Source organism: Henriciella sp., from assembly GCF_029936995.1.
Taxonomy (GTDB): Bacteria; Pseudomonadota; Alphaproteobacteria; order Caulobacterales; family Hyphomonadaceae; genus Henriciella.
In genome coordinates this window covers 367,919-385,779 of the sequence record NZ_JAPYRE010000001.1, presented here as the reverse complement: position 1 = coordinate 385,779, position 17,861 = coordinate 367,919, and the positions used below count along the sequence as shown (strand labels likewise).

Annotated in this window: 17 protein-coding genes; 14 read left to right on the top strand and 3 right to left on the bottom strand. The window is 59.7% G+C overall.

Annotation, left to right across the window (positions count from 1 at the left end; genetic code table 11):
- The first annotated feature begins 154 nt into the window (after positions 1–154).
- The 9 genes from Q1K31_RS01900 (at position 155) to Q1K31_RS01860 (ending at position 9,199) form a co-directional block, all read left to right on the top strand.
- The gene (locus Q1K31_RS01900; RefSeq protein ID WP_300376127.1) at positions 155–1,609 is read left to right on the top strand and encodes a TrkH family potassium uptake protein; all 1,455 of its coding nucleotides are present in this window, start codon (positions 155–157) and stop codon (positions 1,607–1,609) included.
- Positions 1,610–1,685: 76 nt separating this feature from the next.
- The gene (locus tag Q1K31_RS01895; RefSeq protein WP_300376125.1) at positions 1,686–2,972 is read left to right on the top strand and encodes a glutamate-5-semialdehyde dehydrogenase; all 1,287 of its coding nucleotides are present in this window, start codon (positions 1,686–1,688) and stop codon (positions 2,970–2,972) included.
- A 13-nt stretch (positions 2,973–2,985) separates the two neighbouring features.
- Positions 2,986–3,606 carry a nicotinate (nicotinamide) nucleotide adenylyltransferase gene (gene nadD, locus Q1K31_RS01890; RefSeq protein ID WP_300376123.1) on the top strand — a complete coding sequence of 207 codons (621 nt, stop codon included), beginning with the start codon at positions 2,986–2,988 and terminating at the stop codon, positions 3,604–3,606.
- Positions 3,607–3,645: 39 nt separating this feature from the next.
- Complete coding sequence (rsfS, locus tag Q1K31_RS01885) at positions 3,646–4,053, top strand: ribosome silencing factor (protein WP_300376121.1); 408 nt, start codon at positions 3,646–3,648, stop codon at positions 4,051–4,053.
- A gap of 20 nt (positions 4,054–4,073) precedes the next feature.
- Complete coding sequence (gene rlmH / locus Q1K31_RS01880; RefSeq protein ID WP_300376119.1) at positions 4,074–4,535, top strand: 23S rRNA (pseudouridine(1915)-N(3))-methyltransferase RlmH; 462 nt, start codon at positions 4,074–4,076, stop codon at positions 4,533–4,535.
- 13 nt (positions 4,536–4,548) lie between these two features.
- Complete coding sequence (locus tag Q1K31_RS01875; protein ID WP_300376118.1) at positions 4,549–5,583, top strand: hypothetical protein; 1,035 nt, start codon at positions 4,549–4,551, stop codon at positions 5,581–5,583.
- A gap of 78 nt (positions 5,584–5,661) precedes the next feature.
- A complete protein-coding gene (locus Q1K31_RS01870) occupies positions 5,662–6,474 on the top strand; it encodes an SDR family NAD(P)-dependent oxidoreductase (protein WP_300376117.1) in 813 nt (270 codons plus the stop codon).
- A 157-nt stretch (positions 6,475–6,631) separates the two neighbouring features.
- Positions 6,632–7,312, top strand: a complete 681-nt coding sequence (locus Q1K31_RS01865; RefSeq protein ID WP_300376116.1) for a TorF family putative porin — start codon at positions 6,632–6,634, stop codon at positions 7,310–7,312.
- 135 nt (positions 7,313–7,447) lie between these two features.
- Complete coding sequence (locus Q1K31_RS01860; protein WP_300376114.1) at positions 7,448–9,199, top strand: cation:proton antiporter; 1,752 nt, start codon at positions 7,448–7,450, stop codon at positions 9,197–9,199.
- Between the two features lie 71 nt (positions 9,200–9,270).
- Here Q1K31_RS01860 and Q1K31_RS01855 read toward each other — a convergent pair whose 3' ends face one another.
- Positions 9,271–9,795 (bottom strand): GcrA family cell cycle regulator, encoded by a 525-nt coding sequence (locus Q1K31_RS01855; RefSeq protein ID WP_300376112.1) that lies wholly within the window; start codon positions 9,793–9,795, stop codon positions 9,271–9,273.
- Between the two features lie 228 nt (positions 9,796–10,023).
- Here Q1K31_RS01855 and Q1K31_RS01850 point away from each other — a divergent pair, with 228 nt between their 5' ends.
- The 3 genes from Q1K31_RS01850 (at position 10,024) to Q1K31_RS01840 (ending at position 14,021) form a co-directional block, all read left to right on the top strand.
- A complete protein-coding gene (locus Q1K31_RS01850) occupies positions 10,024–10,863 on the top strand; it encodes an ABC transporter permease (RefSeq protein WP_300376110.1) in 840 nt (279 codons plus the stop codon).
- Positions 10,864–10,910: 47 nt separating this feature from the next.
- A complete protein-coding gene (locus Q1K31_RS01845) occupies positions 10,911–12,737 on the top strand; it encodes an ABC-F family ATP-binding cassette domain-containing protein (protein ID WP_300376108.1) in 1,827 nt (608 codons plus the stop codon).
- A gap of 69 nt (positions 12,738–12,806) precedes the next feature.
- Positions 12,807–14,021 (top strand): PAN domain-containing protein, encoded by a 1,215-nt coding sequence (locus Q1K31_RS01840; RefSeq protein WP_300376106.1) that lies wholly within the window; start codon positions 12,807–12,809, stop codon positions 14,019–14,021.
- A 2-nt stretch (positions 14,022–14,023) separates the two neighbouring features.
- Here Q1K31_RS01840 and Q1K31_RS01835 read toward each other — a convergent pair whose 3' ends face one another.
- Positions 14,024–14,257 (bottom strand): BolA family protein, encoded by a 234-nt coding sequence (locus Q1K31_RS01835; RefSeq protein ID WP_300376104.1) that lies wholly within the window; start codon positions 14,255–14,257, stop codon positions 14,024–14,026.
- Between the two features lie 74 nt (positions 14,258–14,331).
- Between Q1K31_RS01835 and Q1K31_RS01830 the strand changes: the two genes are divergently transcribed.
- Positions 14,332–15,303 carry a M20/M25/M40 family metallo-hydrolase gene (locus Q1K31_RS01830; protein WP_300376102.1) on the top strand — a complete coding sequence of 324 codons (972 nt, stop codon included), beginning with the start codon at positions 14,332–14,334 and terminating at the stop codon, positions 15,301–15,303.
- A 67-nt stretch (positions 15,304–15,370) separates the two neighbouring features.
- A complete protein-coding gene (locus tag Q1K31_RS01825) occupies positions 15,371–15,874 on the top strand; it encodes a thermonuclease family protein (RefSeq protein ID WP_300376100.1) in 504 nt (167 codons plus the stop codon).
- Between the two features lie 57 nt (positions 15,875–15,931).
- Here the strand turns inward: Q1K31_RS01825 and Q1K31_RS01820 are convergent, their stop codons facing one another.
- Positions 15,932–17,815, bottom strand: coding sequence for a M2 family metallopeptidase (locus tag Q1K31_RS01820; protein ID WP_300376098.1), 1,884 nt, complete (start codon positions 17,813–17,815; stop codon positions 15,932–15,934).
- Positions 17,816–17,861: the final 46 nt, after the last annotated feature.

Sequence of the window (17,861 nt, the reverse complement as noted above, 5' to 3'; positions counted from 1 at the left end):
TTGTTTACAGAGCGTTAAAAAGAAGCCCAAAAAGCACAGAATTTTTTTACCCTATGCCAGTCCAGACGTGACCTTTATCAGCGGCACGCTTACACGCCCCCAAATGAAGAAATTGACGGCTTCTCAGGATTTTCGGTGTTAGGCCCTTTTTTCTATGCAGATACGTGCCGTCATATTTGCCATCGGGATCATGATCGCCCTTCTGGGCGCCGCCATGCTCCCGTCTGCGCTGCTCGATATTGCCGACGGCAGCGACCAATGGTCGATCTTCCTGATTTCCTCAGCCATAAGCCTGCTTATCGGGGCCGGGCTCGCTGTTCTCTCAGGGGGCGCTCCGCCCTCTACCGGCGCAAGGGAAGCCTTCCTCCTGACCGTCGCGATCTGGATCGTCCTGCCGATTATCGCGACGATCCCGTTCATAAGTTACGGCATGTCCTTCACGGACTCGCTTTTCGAAGCCGTATCAGGACTGACAACGACCGGCTCAACAGTAATGACGGGGCTCGACAGCACGCCTCGCGGCATCCTTCTCTGGCGCGCTATCCTGCAATGGATCGGCGGCATCGGCATCATCGTGACCGCCATCGCTATCCTGCCAATGCTGCGCGTCGGCGGCATGCAGCTTTTCCAGATCGAAAGCTCTGACGTTTCCGGCAAGTTCCTGCCGCGGATCACCGAAATCACTGCACAGACGGGCATTGTGTACATCATCATCTCCATGGCCTGCGCGATTGTCTATGCCGCCTGTGGCATGAGCGCCTTCGATGCGATCGCTCACTCCATGACCACCATGTCGGCAGGCGGCTACTCGACACATGATGCCTCGTTCGCCTTCTTTTCCGATACCCCCGCCGCTTACGCCGCAACCTTCTTCATGTTTATCGCCGGGCTGCCTTTCAGCCTTCTGACACTCATGCTGCTGCACGGGCGCTGGCGCCCGATGATCAATGACCCGCAGCCGCGCCTCTATGTCTGCCTCGCGCTCGGCTTCTCGGCCGTCATCGTGATCTGGCATGAAGCTGTCGTGGACCCGCCCATCTTCGACCACATCTTTCACGGATTCAGGGAGGCGCTGTTCAACATTATCTCGATCATGACCGGCACGGGATACGCATCAGCCCCTTACGACACATGGGGCGAGCCGGTCGTCGTGATCTTCCTGATCGCAACCTTCATGGGCGGATGCGCTGGTTCGGCCGCCTGCGGAATCAAGATGTTCCGGCTGGAGATCAGCTTCAAGGCCGTCATGGCCTACGCAGCACAGATCGTACGCCCTAACCGCGTCGTACGCATACGTTATGCCGGTCGCACAGTACCTGGGGATACGCTCCAGTCCGTCATGGTGTTCGTCTTCCTTTACATGGCAACGTTCGTGGCCGCGACGATCCTGATCTCGATGACGGGGGAGGATCTCCTGACCTCGATTTCCGGGGCGGCCACTTCTGTCTCCAATGTCGGCCCTGGCCTTGGCCCGGTGATTGGCCCATCCGGTACCTTCCAGTCCCTGTCGGACCCCGCAAAATGGGTTTGCCTGATTGCCATGCTCCTGGGACGGCTTGAATTCGTTGCCGTTTTCACCCTCATGACAGCCCGTTTCTGGCGTGGCTGATAGATGCCCTGCTTGCAGCCCTGCTGAACGCGGCTTGTAGTTGCAGCTGCCGCGGCTTTGCTGCAAAAGGCTCGTCATGAGCCAGATCACTGAATCCAACGACCTGACACTGGAAGACTCCATGCTGGAGATGGGCCAGCGTGCCCGCGCAGCATCAACCCGGCTTGGCACGATCACGGCAGAACAGCGCACCACTGGCCTTAATGCCATGGCCGATGCGCTGGAAGCCGCCGAAAGCCTGATACTCGATGCAAACGGGCGCGATATGGCCGCTGCCCGGGACAAAGGGCTGAGCGACGCCATGCTCGACCGACTCGCGCTCGATCCAGAGCGCATCAGCTCCATTGCCCGGGCCGTACGTGACATCGCCAGGCTGCCAGACCCGGTCGGGGCGGAGATTGCCCGTTGGAGCGTTCCATCCGGCCTCGATATCGCGCGTGTTCGCACGCCACTTGGCGTTATCGGCATCATTTATGAAGCCCGACCGAACGTGACCGCAGACGCAGCCGCGCTTTGCCTGAGATCTGGCAACGCCGCCATCCTGCGCGCAGGCAGCGAAAGCCTGCAATCGGCACTCGCCATCGCAACAGCACTTCGCTCGGGGCTCAAGGGTGCCGGCTTGCCGATGGATGCAATCCAGCTTGTCGATACGCCTGACAGGGCAGCCGTGGGCCATATGCTTGCCGGGCTTCAGGGACAGCTTGATGTGATCGTGCCGCGCGGCGGCAAGGGGCTCGTTGCCCGCGTTCAGGCCGATGCGCGCGTCCCTGTTATCGGCCATCTTGAAGGTCTCTGCCACGCATATATCGACTCAGACGCCGCCCCAGAGAAGGCCGTCAGCCTTGTTCTCAATGCCAAGATGCGCCGCACCGGCATCTGTGGGGCGCTGGAAACACTGCTGGTCAACCGATCGCTCGCTCAGACCCTGCTACCGGCAATTGCCGCGCCGCTGCGGGACGCTGGCTGCGAACTGCGCGGCGACGAGGCCGCCCGGGTCATCCTGCCGGAAATGACCTCGGCCAGCGAAGAAGACTGGCGCACCGAATATCTCGCTCCAGTGCTTTCGGTCCGCATTGTCGAAAACCTTGACGAAGCCATGCAGCACATCGCGATGTATGGCACCGGCCATACGGAACTGATCATCACCGAGAACTCCACCACCGCAGAACGCTTCCTTGCCCAGGTCGACGCTGGCATTGTTCTACACAATGCATCGACGCAGTTTGCGGATGGCGGTGAGTTCGGGATGGGTGCCGAGATCGGGATTGCCACAGGCCGCATACATGCCCGCGGACCGGTCGGGGCGGAACAGCTGACCATCTTCAAATATGTCGTACGCGGCACCGGCCAGACACGTCCGTGACAAGGTTCATCCTTTGACGTCTCCCCTGCTGCCACCCGTGCGGACCCTGCCACCGCCTGCAACAACACAACGGATCGGCCTGTTTGGCGGCTCTTTCAATCCGCCGCACTCCGGCCATCTGCACGTTGCCGAAACCGCGCTGAAGCGGCTCGGTCTCGACTGGATCTACTGGTTACCCGCACGGGGCAATCCGCTCAAAACCCCACCCGCCGACTTTTATGACCGGCTGCACGATGTCCGCGAGCTTATCGGCCACAATCCGAGCATGTTCGTCAGCGATTTCGAGCATTGGGCAGGCGTGACCTACACCGTGGATGTGATCGGCCATTTCACGCGACATTGTCCGAATGCACATTTCGTCTGGCTCATGGGTGCAGATAGCCTGAGCAATTTTCATGACTGGCGGAACTGGCGCCAGGTCGCTGACACTCTTCCCATAGGCGTTGTGTCACGCCCGCATGCCAGTACGGATGCCCTGCACTCTCCTTTTGCCAATATCTATGCCGGAGACCGCCTGCGCGAACGCGATGCCGCACTCCTGGCGGAGAGTCCCGCACCGGCCTGGGTCTATCTGAAAGCTCCCTATGACCTGACATCATCCACACAACTGCGCACATCCGGTCAAAAACGCTAGAGAGTGTGCGCCACGCGTGTTATATTCCTCGGAATCGAGATGAAAGGAACTGAAGCCCTGCCTGCTACCAGTACGCAGCCCCTGAAGGCCAAGAATGTCAGCGCTGACGAAATTCGCGCGCTTGCAGACACCGTCACCAACGCCCTCGAAGACGACAAGGCTGAGGATATCACCCTCATCAATCTCGAAGGAAAGTCGTCGATCGCCGATATCATGGTCATCGCGTCTGGCCGTTCGGCACGTCACGTGGCCTCGATTGCTGATCACCTCGCCAAGACTATCAAGGACGCAACCGGACGTCCGGTTCGCCTGGAAGGCATGCCGAATGCTGACTGGGTCCTCCTGGATATCGGTGACATCGTGATCCACCTGTTCCGGCCTGAAGTCCGCGCTTTCTACAATCTCGAAAAGATCTGGTCGGACGGTAGCGCCCACGGCCACGCCTGATCGGCGCCGGGGCAACTGGCGTGCGTATTACCATCCTTTCTGTCGGGCGCCTGAAGTCAGGTCCCGAGCTCGACCTCGTAAAGGATTATGCCACGCGCTTTCGCAAGGCTGGTCGCGCGCTTGGCTATCGCAGCCTCGACATCATTGAAGTTGACAGCAGCAACCTGGACGGTGAAGCCGAAAAGCTCTTGGCTAAACTGCCCCAAGGCGCGCATGCCATACGTCTGGACGAGTTCGGACGTGAATATCGTTCCGAAGACTTCTCTGCCTATCTTGCCCGCCTTCGTGACCGGGGGATCAGCGATCTGTGTTTCATGATCGGCGGGGCGGAAGGTTATGGCGGTGCTGTTCGTGATGCGGTTAACGAAACAATGGCATTCGGCCAGCAGACCTGGCCGCACAGGCTCGTTCGCGCCATGCTTGCCGAACAGCTTTATCGAGCCATAAGCATCGAGGCTGGCCTCCCCTATCACAAGGCTTGAGCGTATATCCGATATGTCCAGAACCGATCTCGCAGCGATAGAGGCTCAGGCCGAACTACATCACCAGTTCTTACTCGGCCTGGAACTCATGGTCGCGACACGAGAAGGTCCGGCCGTCATCGGCGACTGGATGTTCCGTCTGTTCCGCGCCCAGCATGAAGAAAAATTCCTCTCCAGCTTCAGGAAACTCGGCCTCGACGGCCTGCCGGATGCCGTCGCCTGTGCACGTTACCACGTGCTATCCAATAATATGGGTGGAGTCGGCGTCGAATACATGGAAGAAAGCGACACCAAGGCCTGGGTCCGCTTCCGCTATCCGCGCTGGATGTATGCCGGCCCTGCCATCTGTGGAATACCGGTCGAGGCAAGCCGCGGCTTCCTCAATGGATGGTACGCGCAGAATGGGGTGAGCCTCGGTAATCCGCGGCTTGGCTTCGTATGTGTTTCAGAAGACATGACTGGCCAGTTCGGCCTCTGCGGTTATTTCCGGGAATTCGATCACGATCTCTCTGACTCTGAGCGCCTGCAATTCCGTCCGGACGAAGTACCGCCGCCTTACGATCCGGAACAGCAGCCCGCTCCGCCGCCCGGCGAATGGAACGAAACACGCCTCGCCAAGGCCAATCGCAACTATGCTATGGAGTATATCCGCAACGGAGTTCATGAGCTTTGTGGTGTACTCGGAACCCAGAGAGCCCTTGAGCTCGCCTGCCTTGCCGCACGGCTGACGGGGCTTCAACAGTATCGCGCCACAGCCAGCCTTGTCGGCGCAACCGATGGAGGCCCAGCCGATGCGGCCCGGTTTCTTGCCGCCATGTTTGCCGGTATGGGCGACGAAACCGAAATTTCTCCGGCAAGCGGTGACGTGTTCACGTTGACCCAGTCGGGATTGCGTATCGCCCGTGGCCTGGAGGGCCCACGGCGCAGTAATCTCCTTGCCTGCTGGAGCGAACTCTGGCGCGGAGCCATTCACGCGCACCGCCAGTTCATGGACATAGAAGCCCAGATTGGCGTGGACACCCTGGTCTGGAAAATAAGTCCACGCTAGGTCGCTTCCTGTTTGACAGTCTGTCCGGCGCTGAGCATTGGTGCCTGTAACAGCACCAATAATCCGGAGGAGACAGATATGGCGGAACAGGATCTTGCAGGCCGTAAGGCCCTCGTGACAGGCTCTGCAACCGGGCTGGGGCGCTCGATCGCAATTCGGCTGGCTGAACGTGGCGCTGACCTCATCATTAATTGCACGCGCAGCCTGACAGACGCAGAAGAGACAGTGGCGGAATGCAACAGGCTCGGCGCTCAGACACAGCTCGTCGCCGCTGATGTCTCAACCGAAGACGGCTGCCGGAAACTCGCTGATGCCGCCGCCAGCTGGGGACGCCTCGACATCCTGGTCAATAATGCCGGCATTACACGCCATGCCCGCGATCACGCCGACCTTGATGCTCTGACGCGTGAGGATTTCATGGACACCTACGCCGTTAATGTGGCCGGGCCCTTCCTGATGATGCAGGCCTGCAAGCCGCTACTCCTTAAAGCGCACGAGGAAACCGGACGCGCCTCGGCTGTGCTCAACACGTCTTCTATCGCGGGTGTGACAGGCATCGGGTCCTCAGTTGCCTACGCCGCCACGAAAGGCGCGCTCAACACGATGACGCTTTCCCTTGCCCGCGCCCTTGCACCTGCCATCCGCGTCAATGCCGTCTGCCCCGGCTTCATTGGAACACGCTGGTTCAAGGACGAGATGGGCGCCGAACAGTATGAGCGCCTGGAAGAAAGCGTGGCAAAATCAACGCCGCTCGGTGTTGCCAGCGGACCGGACGATATTGCCGATTCCGCCATGTTCTTCCTGACCGACGCGTCCCGCCACGTCACCGGCGAAACACTGCTCGTGGATGCCGGCACCCATCTTGGATATGCGCCACTGACGGCACGCTAGAGCACCGTTCAGCACTTTTTGCAGGCGATTTTTGCGTGCTTTGCCCGAATTTCGGGCGGTTGCGCAAAAATCACCGCCTCAGCGCGCTGCATCATGGAAATAATGCTCAGCTCACCTTCACTCTTGCTCCGTGATGAGGATGCAAAGGAGGTTACTTATGAGCAGATCATTCACGCGTGCCGCTTTACTTGCGGCAGTTGTTGGCATCGGCGCAAGCCCGGCTCTCGCCCAGGAAGGCGCATGGAGCGGCAACGTCACACTGACCAGCGACTATGTTTTCCGGGGCATTACGCAGACCGACGGCGCCCCGATGGTGCAGGGCGGGTTCGATTATGCCAATGACGACTTTTATGTCGGCACATGGGCTTCTGGCGTAGACTTCGGTGACGGCACCTCGACGGAAATCGATTTCTATGGCGGCTGGACGCCAAGTGTCGGCGTCTTCGATCTCGATATTGGCGCGATCTATTATTACTACCCTGACGCTCCGGACAATCCGTCCCAGAACTTCGTTGAAGTCTATGCTGGCGGCAGCACGACCCTTGGTGACTTCGTTGAAGTCGGGGCGTCGGTTGCCTACTCCCCGGACTTCTATCTCGAGACAGGCGACGCCTTCTACTGGTCAGGCAGCGCCGGCATTCCGCTTGGTGAGAACTTCGGCCTTGATGCGACGATCGGCTATTCCGACTTCGAGGAGAGTGTCGGCGGCGATTACACCGACTATTCGCTTGGCTTGACAACGTCCTTCTCGGGCTTCGATCTCGACCTGCGCTATATCGGTACCGATATCGACTCCAATGATGACACCTTCGTCGTCTCGCTGAGCCGCTCACTCTAGGCGCAAACACCTTCGGCTCGACTGGCGTTGCCCTCCTGTAATCGCCGTCGGGCGGAATGGCCGCTGTCCTTCCTCAAGGGCAGCGGTCTTTCTTTTGCCTCATCTCCTGCCATATGACAGAGAAGGAGGCTGGACATGGCGGACGCTGCAACAACACCTGTAGATGCACTTATCCCGGCAATGACGCTTTTGGCGGCTGGCGGGGCGTCTGCGCTCGTCTCGAAGGCGCTCAAGCTCTCGCCGATTGTCGGATACCTGGCCGTCGGCATACTGATTGGCCCACACGCTTTCGGCCTGATCGAGGAAAGTCCCACCACCCATTTGCTTGCTGAACTCGGTGTCGTCTTCCTGCTCTTCGATATTGGTCTGCACGTCTCTCTCAGGGAACTGCGTGAAAGTGGACGCGACCTGGTCGGTCTCGCCCCTGTTCACCTCGTCCTGACGAGCCTGCCCTTCACGATCGCGCTGTTCCTGTTCGGCCTTTCATGGCCCATTGCCCTTGCCCTCGGCATCTCATTCGGGCTGTCTTCCACCGCTGTCGTCTCCCGCGTCATGGTCGAACGCGGGCTTGGTTCCTGCCCGCTCGGGCGATCCTCGACGCATGTCCTCATTTTCCAGGACATTATCGCCATCTTCCTGCTGATCTTTGCAAACTCACTCGGCAATGGCGGCGCAGGCATGGCGCTCGCACTCGAGCTTGCCACAGCAGCAGGCTACGCGATTGTAGCTTTCGCGATCGCCTTCGCTGCGGGCCATTATCTGATGGGACCGATTTTCCGCGGACTAGCCCAGACGCGTAATCACGAGGCATTCACAGCTGTAACGCTGCTGCTTGTCCTGGGCGCTGCATCGGCGACCGCGCAGATCGGGCTTTCCCTGACTCTCGGGGCTTTCCTGGCCGGGCTGGCCGTTTCGGGCACAGCATTCCGTCACCAGATCCAGATGGAAACAGGTCCTTTCCGTGGCCTGCTCCTGTCCTTCTTCTTCATGTCGGTTGGCCTGTCTGTCGACCTCGGTGTTCTTGCGACGCACTGGCCGCTTATCATCGCCATCGCTGCAGCCATCATGGGTATCAAGACCCTGTTTGGCTTTGCCGCGGCACGGCTGAACAAGTGGAGCAATCCCGGCAGCGTACAGCTCGCCTTCCTGCTTGCACAAGGTTCGGAATTCACGCTCGTCGTCCTGTCCATCCTGACAATGACTTCCGGTGCCGTACCAGCTCTCATTTCGACAGTTCTTGTCGCCGCGATTGCGCTTTCCCTTGCAATCGCTCCCTTCTGGGCAGCAGCCGGTATGCGCCTGTCGCGCAAGATTGCATCGATCTTCAAGGGCCAGACGCGGCCGGTCAATGAGATGACACCTGTCGGGCCACGCCGCCCCGTCATCATTTTCGGCATGACCCCCGCCGGGCGACTGGCTGCCGACGCACTGGCGGATTTCGACATTCCGCATGTCTGCCTTGATGCAGAACCTGAACGTTTTGTCTCCGCCATCGCGGATGGCTACAAGGTCTCTTTTGGCAATGCGGCCAATCTGCGTCTCGTGGAAGCTGTTGCCGGCCCCAACCCACGTGCCGTCGTGATCGGGGCGCCGCGCTATGAAACCTCGCGGGACCTGACCCCGGCAGCCCAGCGGGAATTTCCTGATACGCCGCGTTTCGTTGCGGTCGACAATGAAGCTGACCGCCAGCGCTTTTCTGCACTGGGGATGCGCACCTGGCTTTCAATGGGCCAGCCAACCGGTATCGAGATGGCTGCCGATATCCTGCGTCAGCTCGGCGCGGAAGAAGCAAAGGTCGTCGAATGGATATCGCGGGAGGCCGACCGTTTCGATGTCGACAGCCCACCCGACCAGGCTACCGAAACGGTCGAGACCGAAGCCGCCTGATAAAGCCTACCGCAAAAAAAGAGCTGGCCATTGCAGGCCAGCTCCTGATGTCAGCCTTTTAAGGCGCGGACTTACCCGGCGATACGGCGCACATCACCTTCGTCATCCTTGCGCTTGCGGTCACGTTTGCGCTGCGGCTGGAACGCCACTTTCGCATGTTCACCGCAATACGGGCCACAGTCGGCCTTGCGACCGCAGAAGGCGAACTTGGGATCGGCCGGATCTCCGATCGGCCACTTGCACATGGAGTCCCGCAGGGTGAGGATTGTTGCAGCCTCACCATCAGCCACGGGAGCTGGCTGCAGAGCCGAGCTGATGGCCTGATGATCGGAGCGACGAATCCGTGTTTCTTCAGGCAGGTTTGGTGTGGTCGAGACATTCCCGTCCGTGCTCACTCTTGGCTTCGGCCGTGCCAGGCGCGGCGGACGTTTCACCGGCCGGGACGGGGTCGCGCGCCCTGACAGGCCTAGCCTGTGGACCTTCCCGATCACGGCATTGCGGGTCACTCCCCCAAGCTGTTTTGCAATCTGGCTTGCAGAATGACCTTCGGCCCAGAGCTTCTTCAGGACCTCAACTCGCTCTTCAGTCCAAGACATGGCTTGCCTCCTGGCGTTTTGCACCGCTATATATTGTGGCCGCTGTTCTCAGCCGCCCCCGCTAATGTCTATATATCGTATCAGCGGCGAAACGAAACACAATATCCTGATAGGCGTTCTCCACAACCTTTCAATATCTTGTGTCACCTGTGGACAGAGTCGAAAAAATCACGTCAGACAGGCCACTTACCTATCGTCATCGCGGGCAATCCTTCCTAAATAGCGGCGATGACCGAACAGACTCCCGCAGACGCTCGCCCGCTCCCCCAGCCTCCCAGAACCTATGGCGCCATGAACTGGCTCGGCCTATGGACGCTCTACAAGCGAGAGGTGGGCCGCTTCCTGAAAGTCTGGATGCAGACGCTGTTTGCCCCGGTCATTACGACGCTGCTTTTCATGACAGTCTTCAAGCTGGCCTTTGGCAATCGCGGCGAGCTGTCGGGTGATTTCGCGGGACTGGACTATAATTCCTTCCTCGCGCCCGGCCTGATCATCATGTCGATGCTGCAGAATGCGTTCCAGAACACATCCTCCTCACTGACGATCTCGAAGGTACAGGGCAGCCAGGTGGACTTCCTGATGCCACCGCTCTCCCCCCTTGAACTGACACTGGGCTTCATCTTCGGCGCCGTGACACGCGGGCTCATGGTTGGCTGCATTGGCGGTCTGGCGATCCACCTTTCCGGTCTTGCCAGCCTCGAGATCACAAACATTCTGCCCATCATCTGGTTCAGCCTGATGGCGACCATCTTCCTTGCCGCCCTCGGCGCAGTCGGCGGTATCTGGGCAGACAAGTTCGACCATCTGGCCGCAATCACCAACTTCGTGATTGTACCGCTGACCTTCCTGTCGGGCACGTTCTACGACATCAAGGTGCTGGTGGAACCCTTCCAGACGGCGGCTCACTTTGATCCGATCTTCTACCTGATTGATGGCTTCCGCGCGGGTTTCATCGGCGTGTCGAACTCCGATCTCATGGTCGGCGCGATCGCCTCCGGCATCTTCACTTTCCTGGCCTGCCTCTGGGTCTGGTGGCTGTTCCGCATCGGTTACAAGCTGAAAGCCTGAGACCGGCATCTTGACGAAAGGCGCTCTGCGCGCACACGACCTCAGCCATGGCAGATCTTCCAATCCTGCGTCTCGCCGATGTCGAGCTGACCTTCGGCGGCACGCCGATCTTTACAGGCGTCACGTTCACCCTCGCCAAGGGCGAGCGCGCCGCGCTTGTTGGCCGCAACGGTGCGGGAAAGTCGACTTTGATGAAGCTCGTCACGAGCCATCACGAGCCTGACGAGGGGGACATGTGGCGTCAGCCCGGCACCGACGTTGCGGTTGTCGAGCAGGAGCCGGACCTGTCGGCGTTCAGCACGGCTCTGGAATATGCCAGCCAGAACACCGAGGAAAGCTGGATGGCCGAAGCCGAGCTCGGCCTCTTCGGCATAGACCCGGCTGCCGATCCAGCGACCCTGTCTGGCGGCCAGATCCGCCGCGCTGCACTCGCTCGCGCCTTCGCTGAAGATCCTGACATCCTGTTACTTGATGAACCGACCAACCATCTCGACGTGCCCATGATCGAGACGCTGGAGGACCGGCTGAACGCATTTCCCGGTGCCGTCCTGCTCGTCAGCCACGACCGGCGCTTCCTCGAAAACGTCACCACAACGACGCTATGGCTGCGTCAGGGCAAGGTCTGGAAGTCTCCGCGCGGTTATGCCCATTTCGATGACTGGGCCGCTGGGATAGAGGCGGAAGAGGAAAAACACCTCCAGAAGCTGAAAACCCACCTCAAGGAAGAGCATCACTGGCTGGCCCGTGGCGTTACAGCCCGGCGCAAACGTAATATGGGGCGGCTTGCCAAATTGCATGAGCTGCGCGCACAACATGCCAGGCAGCGCGCCCTGCTCAATGAAGCAAAATCAACTGCGGGACTTTCTGCAGAAAGCGGAGATAGCCAGAGCCGGAAAGTGCTCGAGGCTTTCGGGCTCTCCAAGGCGTTCGATGGTCTTGTGATTGCGAAGGACCTTTCACTCCGTATCCTCAAAGGCGACCGTATCGGCATTGTTGGCCCGAACGGGGTCGGCAAGACGACACTGCTCAAACTCCTGCTTGGCGAGCTGACTCCCGATACCGGCTCCGTGAAGACTGCACAGAACCTGACAGTCACCTATCTCGACCAGACACGCGAAACACTGAAACCCGACGATACGCTCTGGGAAGCGCTCGCTCCTTCGGGCGGGGACGCCGTGATGGTGCAGGGCAAGTCCAAGCACGTCGCTGCCTATGCAAAGGACTTCCTGTTCTCGCCCGAACAGCTGCGCCAGCCAGTCTCGGCCCTTTCCGGCGGTGAGCGTAACCGGCTGACACTCGCCATCGCACTGGCCAAGCCCGCCGATGTGCTTGTCCTGGACGAACCAACAAACGATCTCGACATGCAGACGCTCGATCTGCTGGAGGAGATGCTGAGCGACTTTGACGGAACACTGATACTCGTCAGCCACGATCGCGCTTTCCTCGATGCCATTGTTACCTCATGCCTTGTGCCCATGGGGGGCGGTAAATGGGTTGAAACGCCCGGCGGCTGGAATGATGCCGCCCGTCAGGTGCCATCGCTGGTCAACAGGACCGCCGCTGCCCCCTCCAAAGCGGACAAGCCCAAGACAAAACCGACGCAAGCCGCCACCAGCGCGCCGAAACGCGAAACGAAGCTATCCTTCAAGGACAAGCACCGCCTGAAGGAAGCCGAGGAAGCGCTGCCCCGGCTGGAAGCTGAGATAACCGATCTCGAAGCAAAGCTTGGCGACCCGGAACTGTTCAACAGGGACCCCGAAGCCTTCGAACGTATCAGCAAACGCCTCGACCAAGCTCGTCAGGAACTGGAGAGTGCGGAAGAGGACTGGCTTGCGATCGAAGCCCTGAAGGAAGAGCTCGCCTCGAAGTCCTGATGCCTAACCCGATCTTAAGAGGTCTGGGCCAGCCTTTCTCAGTTTACAGTGTCTCGGGAACCAAAAATCATGATGCGCCTCACATCCGCGCTCACCCTCATTCTGGGGCTCTGCCTCACGGCTGAGGGTCAAACTGCTGGCGAGCAGCCACAGATGTCCCCTTCAGGGACTTACAACGAGACTGTTCCCTACCGTTCCCTGCGCGGCACTACGCCTGATGCCTGCGCCGCCAGCTGCGAAGCAGACAATCTCTGCCGCGCCTGGACGCTTACACCGCCGACCTTCAGGCAGGGGCCGCGCTGTGAGCTGAAAACGGCGCCGGATAATATCGACAGGCATCCCGCCGCCATTTCAGGGGTAGACCGGTCAAGCCCACCGACTGGCGCCGCGTATGGCCAGCCAATGGGGCAAGCCTCGCCACCTGCCTCGACAGAGACACTTGCCGGTAGCTCCACGCCAGAATATTCAGAACCATCTACGCAGCCCCCAGTTCAGACCAGGCCGACCGTCTCACCTCAATCCGGAACACCTGCCCGCGCTGGACAGTCTCCGGCTGCAGCTGCCGAACGCGTGCCGGATTTTTCGGAAATGCGCATTACCGTCGAGAGTTACCCGCCCGGCTACGAGCCTGAGAGCACGGCAAGAGAGCCCGCACCTGCGCCAGTCCGGTCCGAACCCGCAGCTCCACAGACCGCACCAAGTCTCAAACAGGCGCCGCCACGCGTAGAGACGCAGCCGGACACGGAGACGTCACCTGTTGCCGAAACGGGAACCAGTGTTCAATCTGAACCGACCCAGCGGGTTGTCCGGACACGTCGCTATACCCGCACCCTTCCAAGGGAGATGGTAACGACCCGCGAGGATGCCGCGCGTCAGTCCGGCAATATGACGCCACCCCCGGCAGCAGAAAACAGCCCTGATAATGAAGCGCCTGCGCCTGAGCCTGAGCTTGAGCCGACAGTCACCCGCCGCACCGTTACACCGCAGCAGGAACAGTCCGAAACCAAGACCAGCACGGCTCGCTCGGACAAACCCGCTGGCCCCTGGCCGGGGCTGAAGCGCACACAGCGAAATACACAACAGGCCGCCCCTTCTGGCGATCGCCCCCTGCCGGGCCTTCGCAAGGATGGCGCATACTCTGTTCAGGAAATGGATGTCCTGCCGGGCGACTATGAAGACAATGCGGGTCTTCAGGGACGCCTGCCATCAGGACACAACGAAGCGTTCGACAAAAAAACTGACGACGAAGACGGCGACGACACGAAAAAGTCGCCTGAGGAATAGCTTCAGCCGGGTGTTCGCGTCTTCAGTGCAAGGGCGTGGAGGTCGCCGCCCATCTTCCCCTTGAGAGCCGCATAGACCATCTGGTGTTGCTTCACGCGCGGCACGCCCGAAAATTGCTCGGACACAATTTCCGCCTGCCAGTGATCATTGTCACCCGCCAAGTCAGTCAGGGTAATTTCCGCATCGGGAAAAGCATCCTTGAGATGCGTTTCGAGTGTCTCGCGATCCATTGCCATAGGCTGTCTCCTTCCGCTGGCACATGGCGCGCAATGGCTCTAGGGTCAAGTGAGCCCTGATCCGAAAGACTGTTATGTTGCGTACCCTGCTTTTCAGCGTGTTTCTTGTTGCGGCCTGCACTGCCGGCTCGCACTCCGGACCAGCCCAATCGGAGACAGCTGAAAACCCGGTCTATGACGCCCAGCATCATCAAGCAGATCGCGCGCTGGCGACACTGCGCACACTATCTTCTGACAGGTTCGCTGGACGCCGGACAGGCACCCCCGGGAACGCACGCGCCATCGCCTGGATCGAAGACCGTCTCACCAGCATGAAAGTGGTCCCCTATGGCGATAACAGCTACCGCCACAGCTTCGCGACCCACAAGTTCAACGCGCCGGACGAGACCGTGAAGGGCACGAACCTGCTGGCAATGATCGAGGGTAAAGGCGGAGCCGATAGCCCGCTCATTGTACTGTCGGCCCATTTCGATCATCTCGGCAAGGTCAATGGCGACATCTACAACGGGGCCGATGACAACGCCTCTGGTGTCGCTGCCCTGCTGGAAACGATCAGCTGGTTCCAGGCCAATCCTCCAGACGCGACGCTCATATTTGCTTTCTTTGATGCAGAGGAAACCGGATTTGGCGGTTCCTCACACTTTGTCCGGACACTCAGCACTACAGACCGCTCCAGGCTGGCTTTCAACCTCAATCTCGACATGGTCGCCCGCGCTGATGATGGTGTCCTTTATGCGGTAGGGGCATATCACAACCCCCGTCTCGTTCCGCTGATAGACCGCACTGCCCGGTCTGCACCAATCACCCTGAAACGCGGTCATGACAGCCCGGAATGGGGAGACGAAGACTGGTCGCTGATGTCAGACCATGCGCCCTTTCTGCGCGCTGGCATACCGATCATCTATCTGGGGGTCGAGAACCATGCCGATTATCACCAGCCAACCGACACGTTCGACCGGGTTGATCAGGCAACCTTTGCGCGCTCTGTCGACACTGTCATCCTTATGGCCGAGGCCGTGGATAAGTGGGTGGCTGCAAAGAAGTAGTAAACTAGAAAGACTTCTGTAACCTTTCTGAAACCATTCTAGGGGGTCTCATCAGGGAACCCTCACGATGGTGCGTATTATGCGGTCCGTCCTGTTCCGGCGCTGGCTGCGTGTGCAGGGCGGCGATGTCTCGATCCTTCCACTTCTCGCCCTCCTGGCCATTGCAATCGGCCTGTCCTATCTCAATGCGCCACGAGGTGAAGTGACCGCCCTGCCAGAAAGTGCCAGCTTCCAGCCCTGTGATGGCCAGCAACGCCTAAACTGTGTCGTTGATGGGGACACGATCTGGGCGAATGGCATGAAGATCCGCCTCACGGACATCGACGCACCTGAAATCTTTTCGCCCGAATGCGACTGGGAAAAACTGATGGGCGAACGCGCCAGCAACCGGCTACTGGACCTTCTCAACGAAGGTCATGTGAAGCTGAAGAAGACCTCATCACGTGACAGTGACAAGTATGGCCGCCTGCTGCGTGTCGCCACCGTCAATGGCCACTCCGTGGGTGACAAGCTTGTGGCCGAAGGGTTTGCCCGGCGCTGGGGCGATCACAGGCGCAGCTGGTGCACATAAGAAAACCCCGGACCCTCCGGCCCGGGGTTTCCTGTCTAGAGCCTGCATAAAGAATTATTACCAGCCGCAGCTACGGCCTTCATTCTCTTCCTCGAGCCAGGTGATCAGCGGATCGAAATACTCGACCATGGCCGAGCCATCCATCTCACGTGTGCCCGTGAAGGTTTCCAGCACGTCCGGCCATGGCTCGGACGCCCCCATTTCCATCATCGCATTGAAGCGGGCACCGACTTCCTCGTTGCCGTAGATGGAACAGCGGTGGAGCGGGCCATCCCAACCAGCCTGCTCACAGGCGGCCTTGTGGAACTGGAACTGCATCACGAATGACAGGAAGTAGCGCAGGTAAGGCGTATTGCCCGGAATGTGATACTTCGCACCAGGGTCGAAGGCGTTTTCCGGGCGTGGCCCGGGCGCCACGATACCTTGATAGGCCGTGCGCTTTTCCCACCACGCCTTGTTATAGTCAGCCGGTTGCGTCGTGCCGTCGAGCACGTCCCAACGCCAGTTATCGACCGTCAGCGCGAAGGGCAGGAAGGCGATCTTGTCGAGCGAGGTGTTCAGCAGGAGCGCGATGTCTGCATCGGCGCCGGGAATCTGGTCTTCGGTGATCAGGCCGATTTTTTCCAGATAGACCGGGGTGATCGACAGGGAAATGAAATCGCCGATCGCCTCGTGGAAGCCGTCATGCGCGCCGTCCTTGTAGAGGTAATCCACGTCCTTGTAGGCACGCTGGTAGTAATTGTGCCCAAGCTCGTGATGGACGGTGTAGAAGTCTTCCGCATTCACTTCGGTGCACATCTTGATACGGACATCTTCCTCGTCATCAAGGTCCCAGGCGGAGGCATGGCAGACGACTTCCCGGTCTTCAGGCCGGGTAATCATGGAGCGTTCCCAGAACGTTGCCGGCAGTGGTTCGAGGCCGAGTGACACGAAGAAGTTTTCCGCCGTCTCGACCATCTTGATGGCGTCGTAATTGGCCTGTTCGAGTTCCTCGGTCAGGTCATAGCCCTGTCCCGGCAGGCCTTCCGGTTTCACGATGGGATAGATGTTCGACCATTGCTGCGACCACATATTGCCCAGCAGGTCGGCACGGATCGGCCCCGTCGCGGGCTGGACCTCGTCGCCATATTCCTCGTTCAGTTCAGCACGCACATAGCAGTGCAGCTCCTCATAGAGCGGCGAAACCTGTCCCCAGAGCCGGTCGACTTCGTTTGCCATTTCTTCGGGCGGCATGTCATACTTCGACAACCACATCGTCTTGAGGTTGTCATAGCCAAGCTCGCGTGCGCCCTCATTGGCGATGTCGACCATGCGGACATAATCATCCTTCATCGGCGGCGAAATGGTGCGCCAGCCTTCCCATACTGTCTTCAGCTCCTGCGGGTCTCGGCTCGTCTCGATGATAGTCGACAACTCGTCGAGATTCAGCTCCTCGCCCTTATAGGTGAAGGTGCCGGTGCCATAGGTTGCTTCCAGCCCGGTGGTAATCTCGGAAAGCTCCTCGGCCGCCCCTTCCGTGGAAGGCGCCGGAATCGTCACACCGGACTGGAGACGCTGCATCTTCCGCGCCAGCTCTGGCGGCAGGTCGGTATCGTTGAACTTCTTCGACTCATTGGCGAGCGACACGGCCAGTTTCGTGGCGCGTGCGCCTGCATCCGCGGCGGCAGCGTTGGTTTCGTCGGTAATATTGGTCGCCTGCTCCCAGAAGATCGGGCTGACCTCCTTGGACATCTGGCCAAGCTCGGCGTCTGCACGTTCGAGGAAGGCGCGCGCCTCCGCGACCGTGGGCGCATCGGCTGCTTCAACCGGGTCGGCTGCCGTGGACGTTGGCGGCGCCGGGGCGTCGGCGGGTTTCAGGTTTTCAGAGCTGCTGCCGGCACAACCGGACACCAGCGCCAGTGATATCGCCGTGGCACTCGCGGTGAAGAATATCTTTTTCATTCTGGGGACCTCCATGATGGCGCATAGCGAAGCGCCAAGCGCGTGC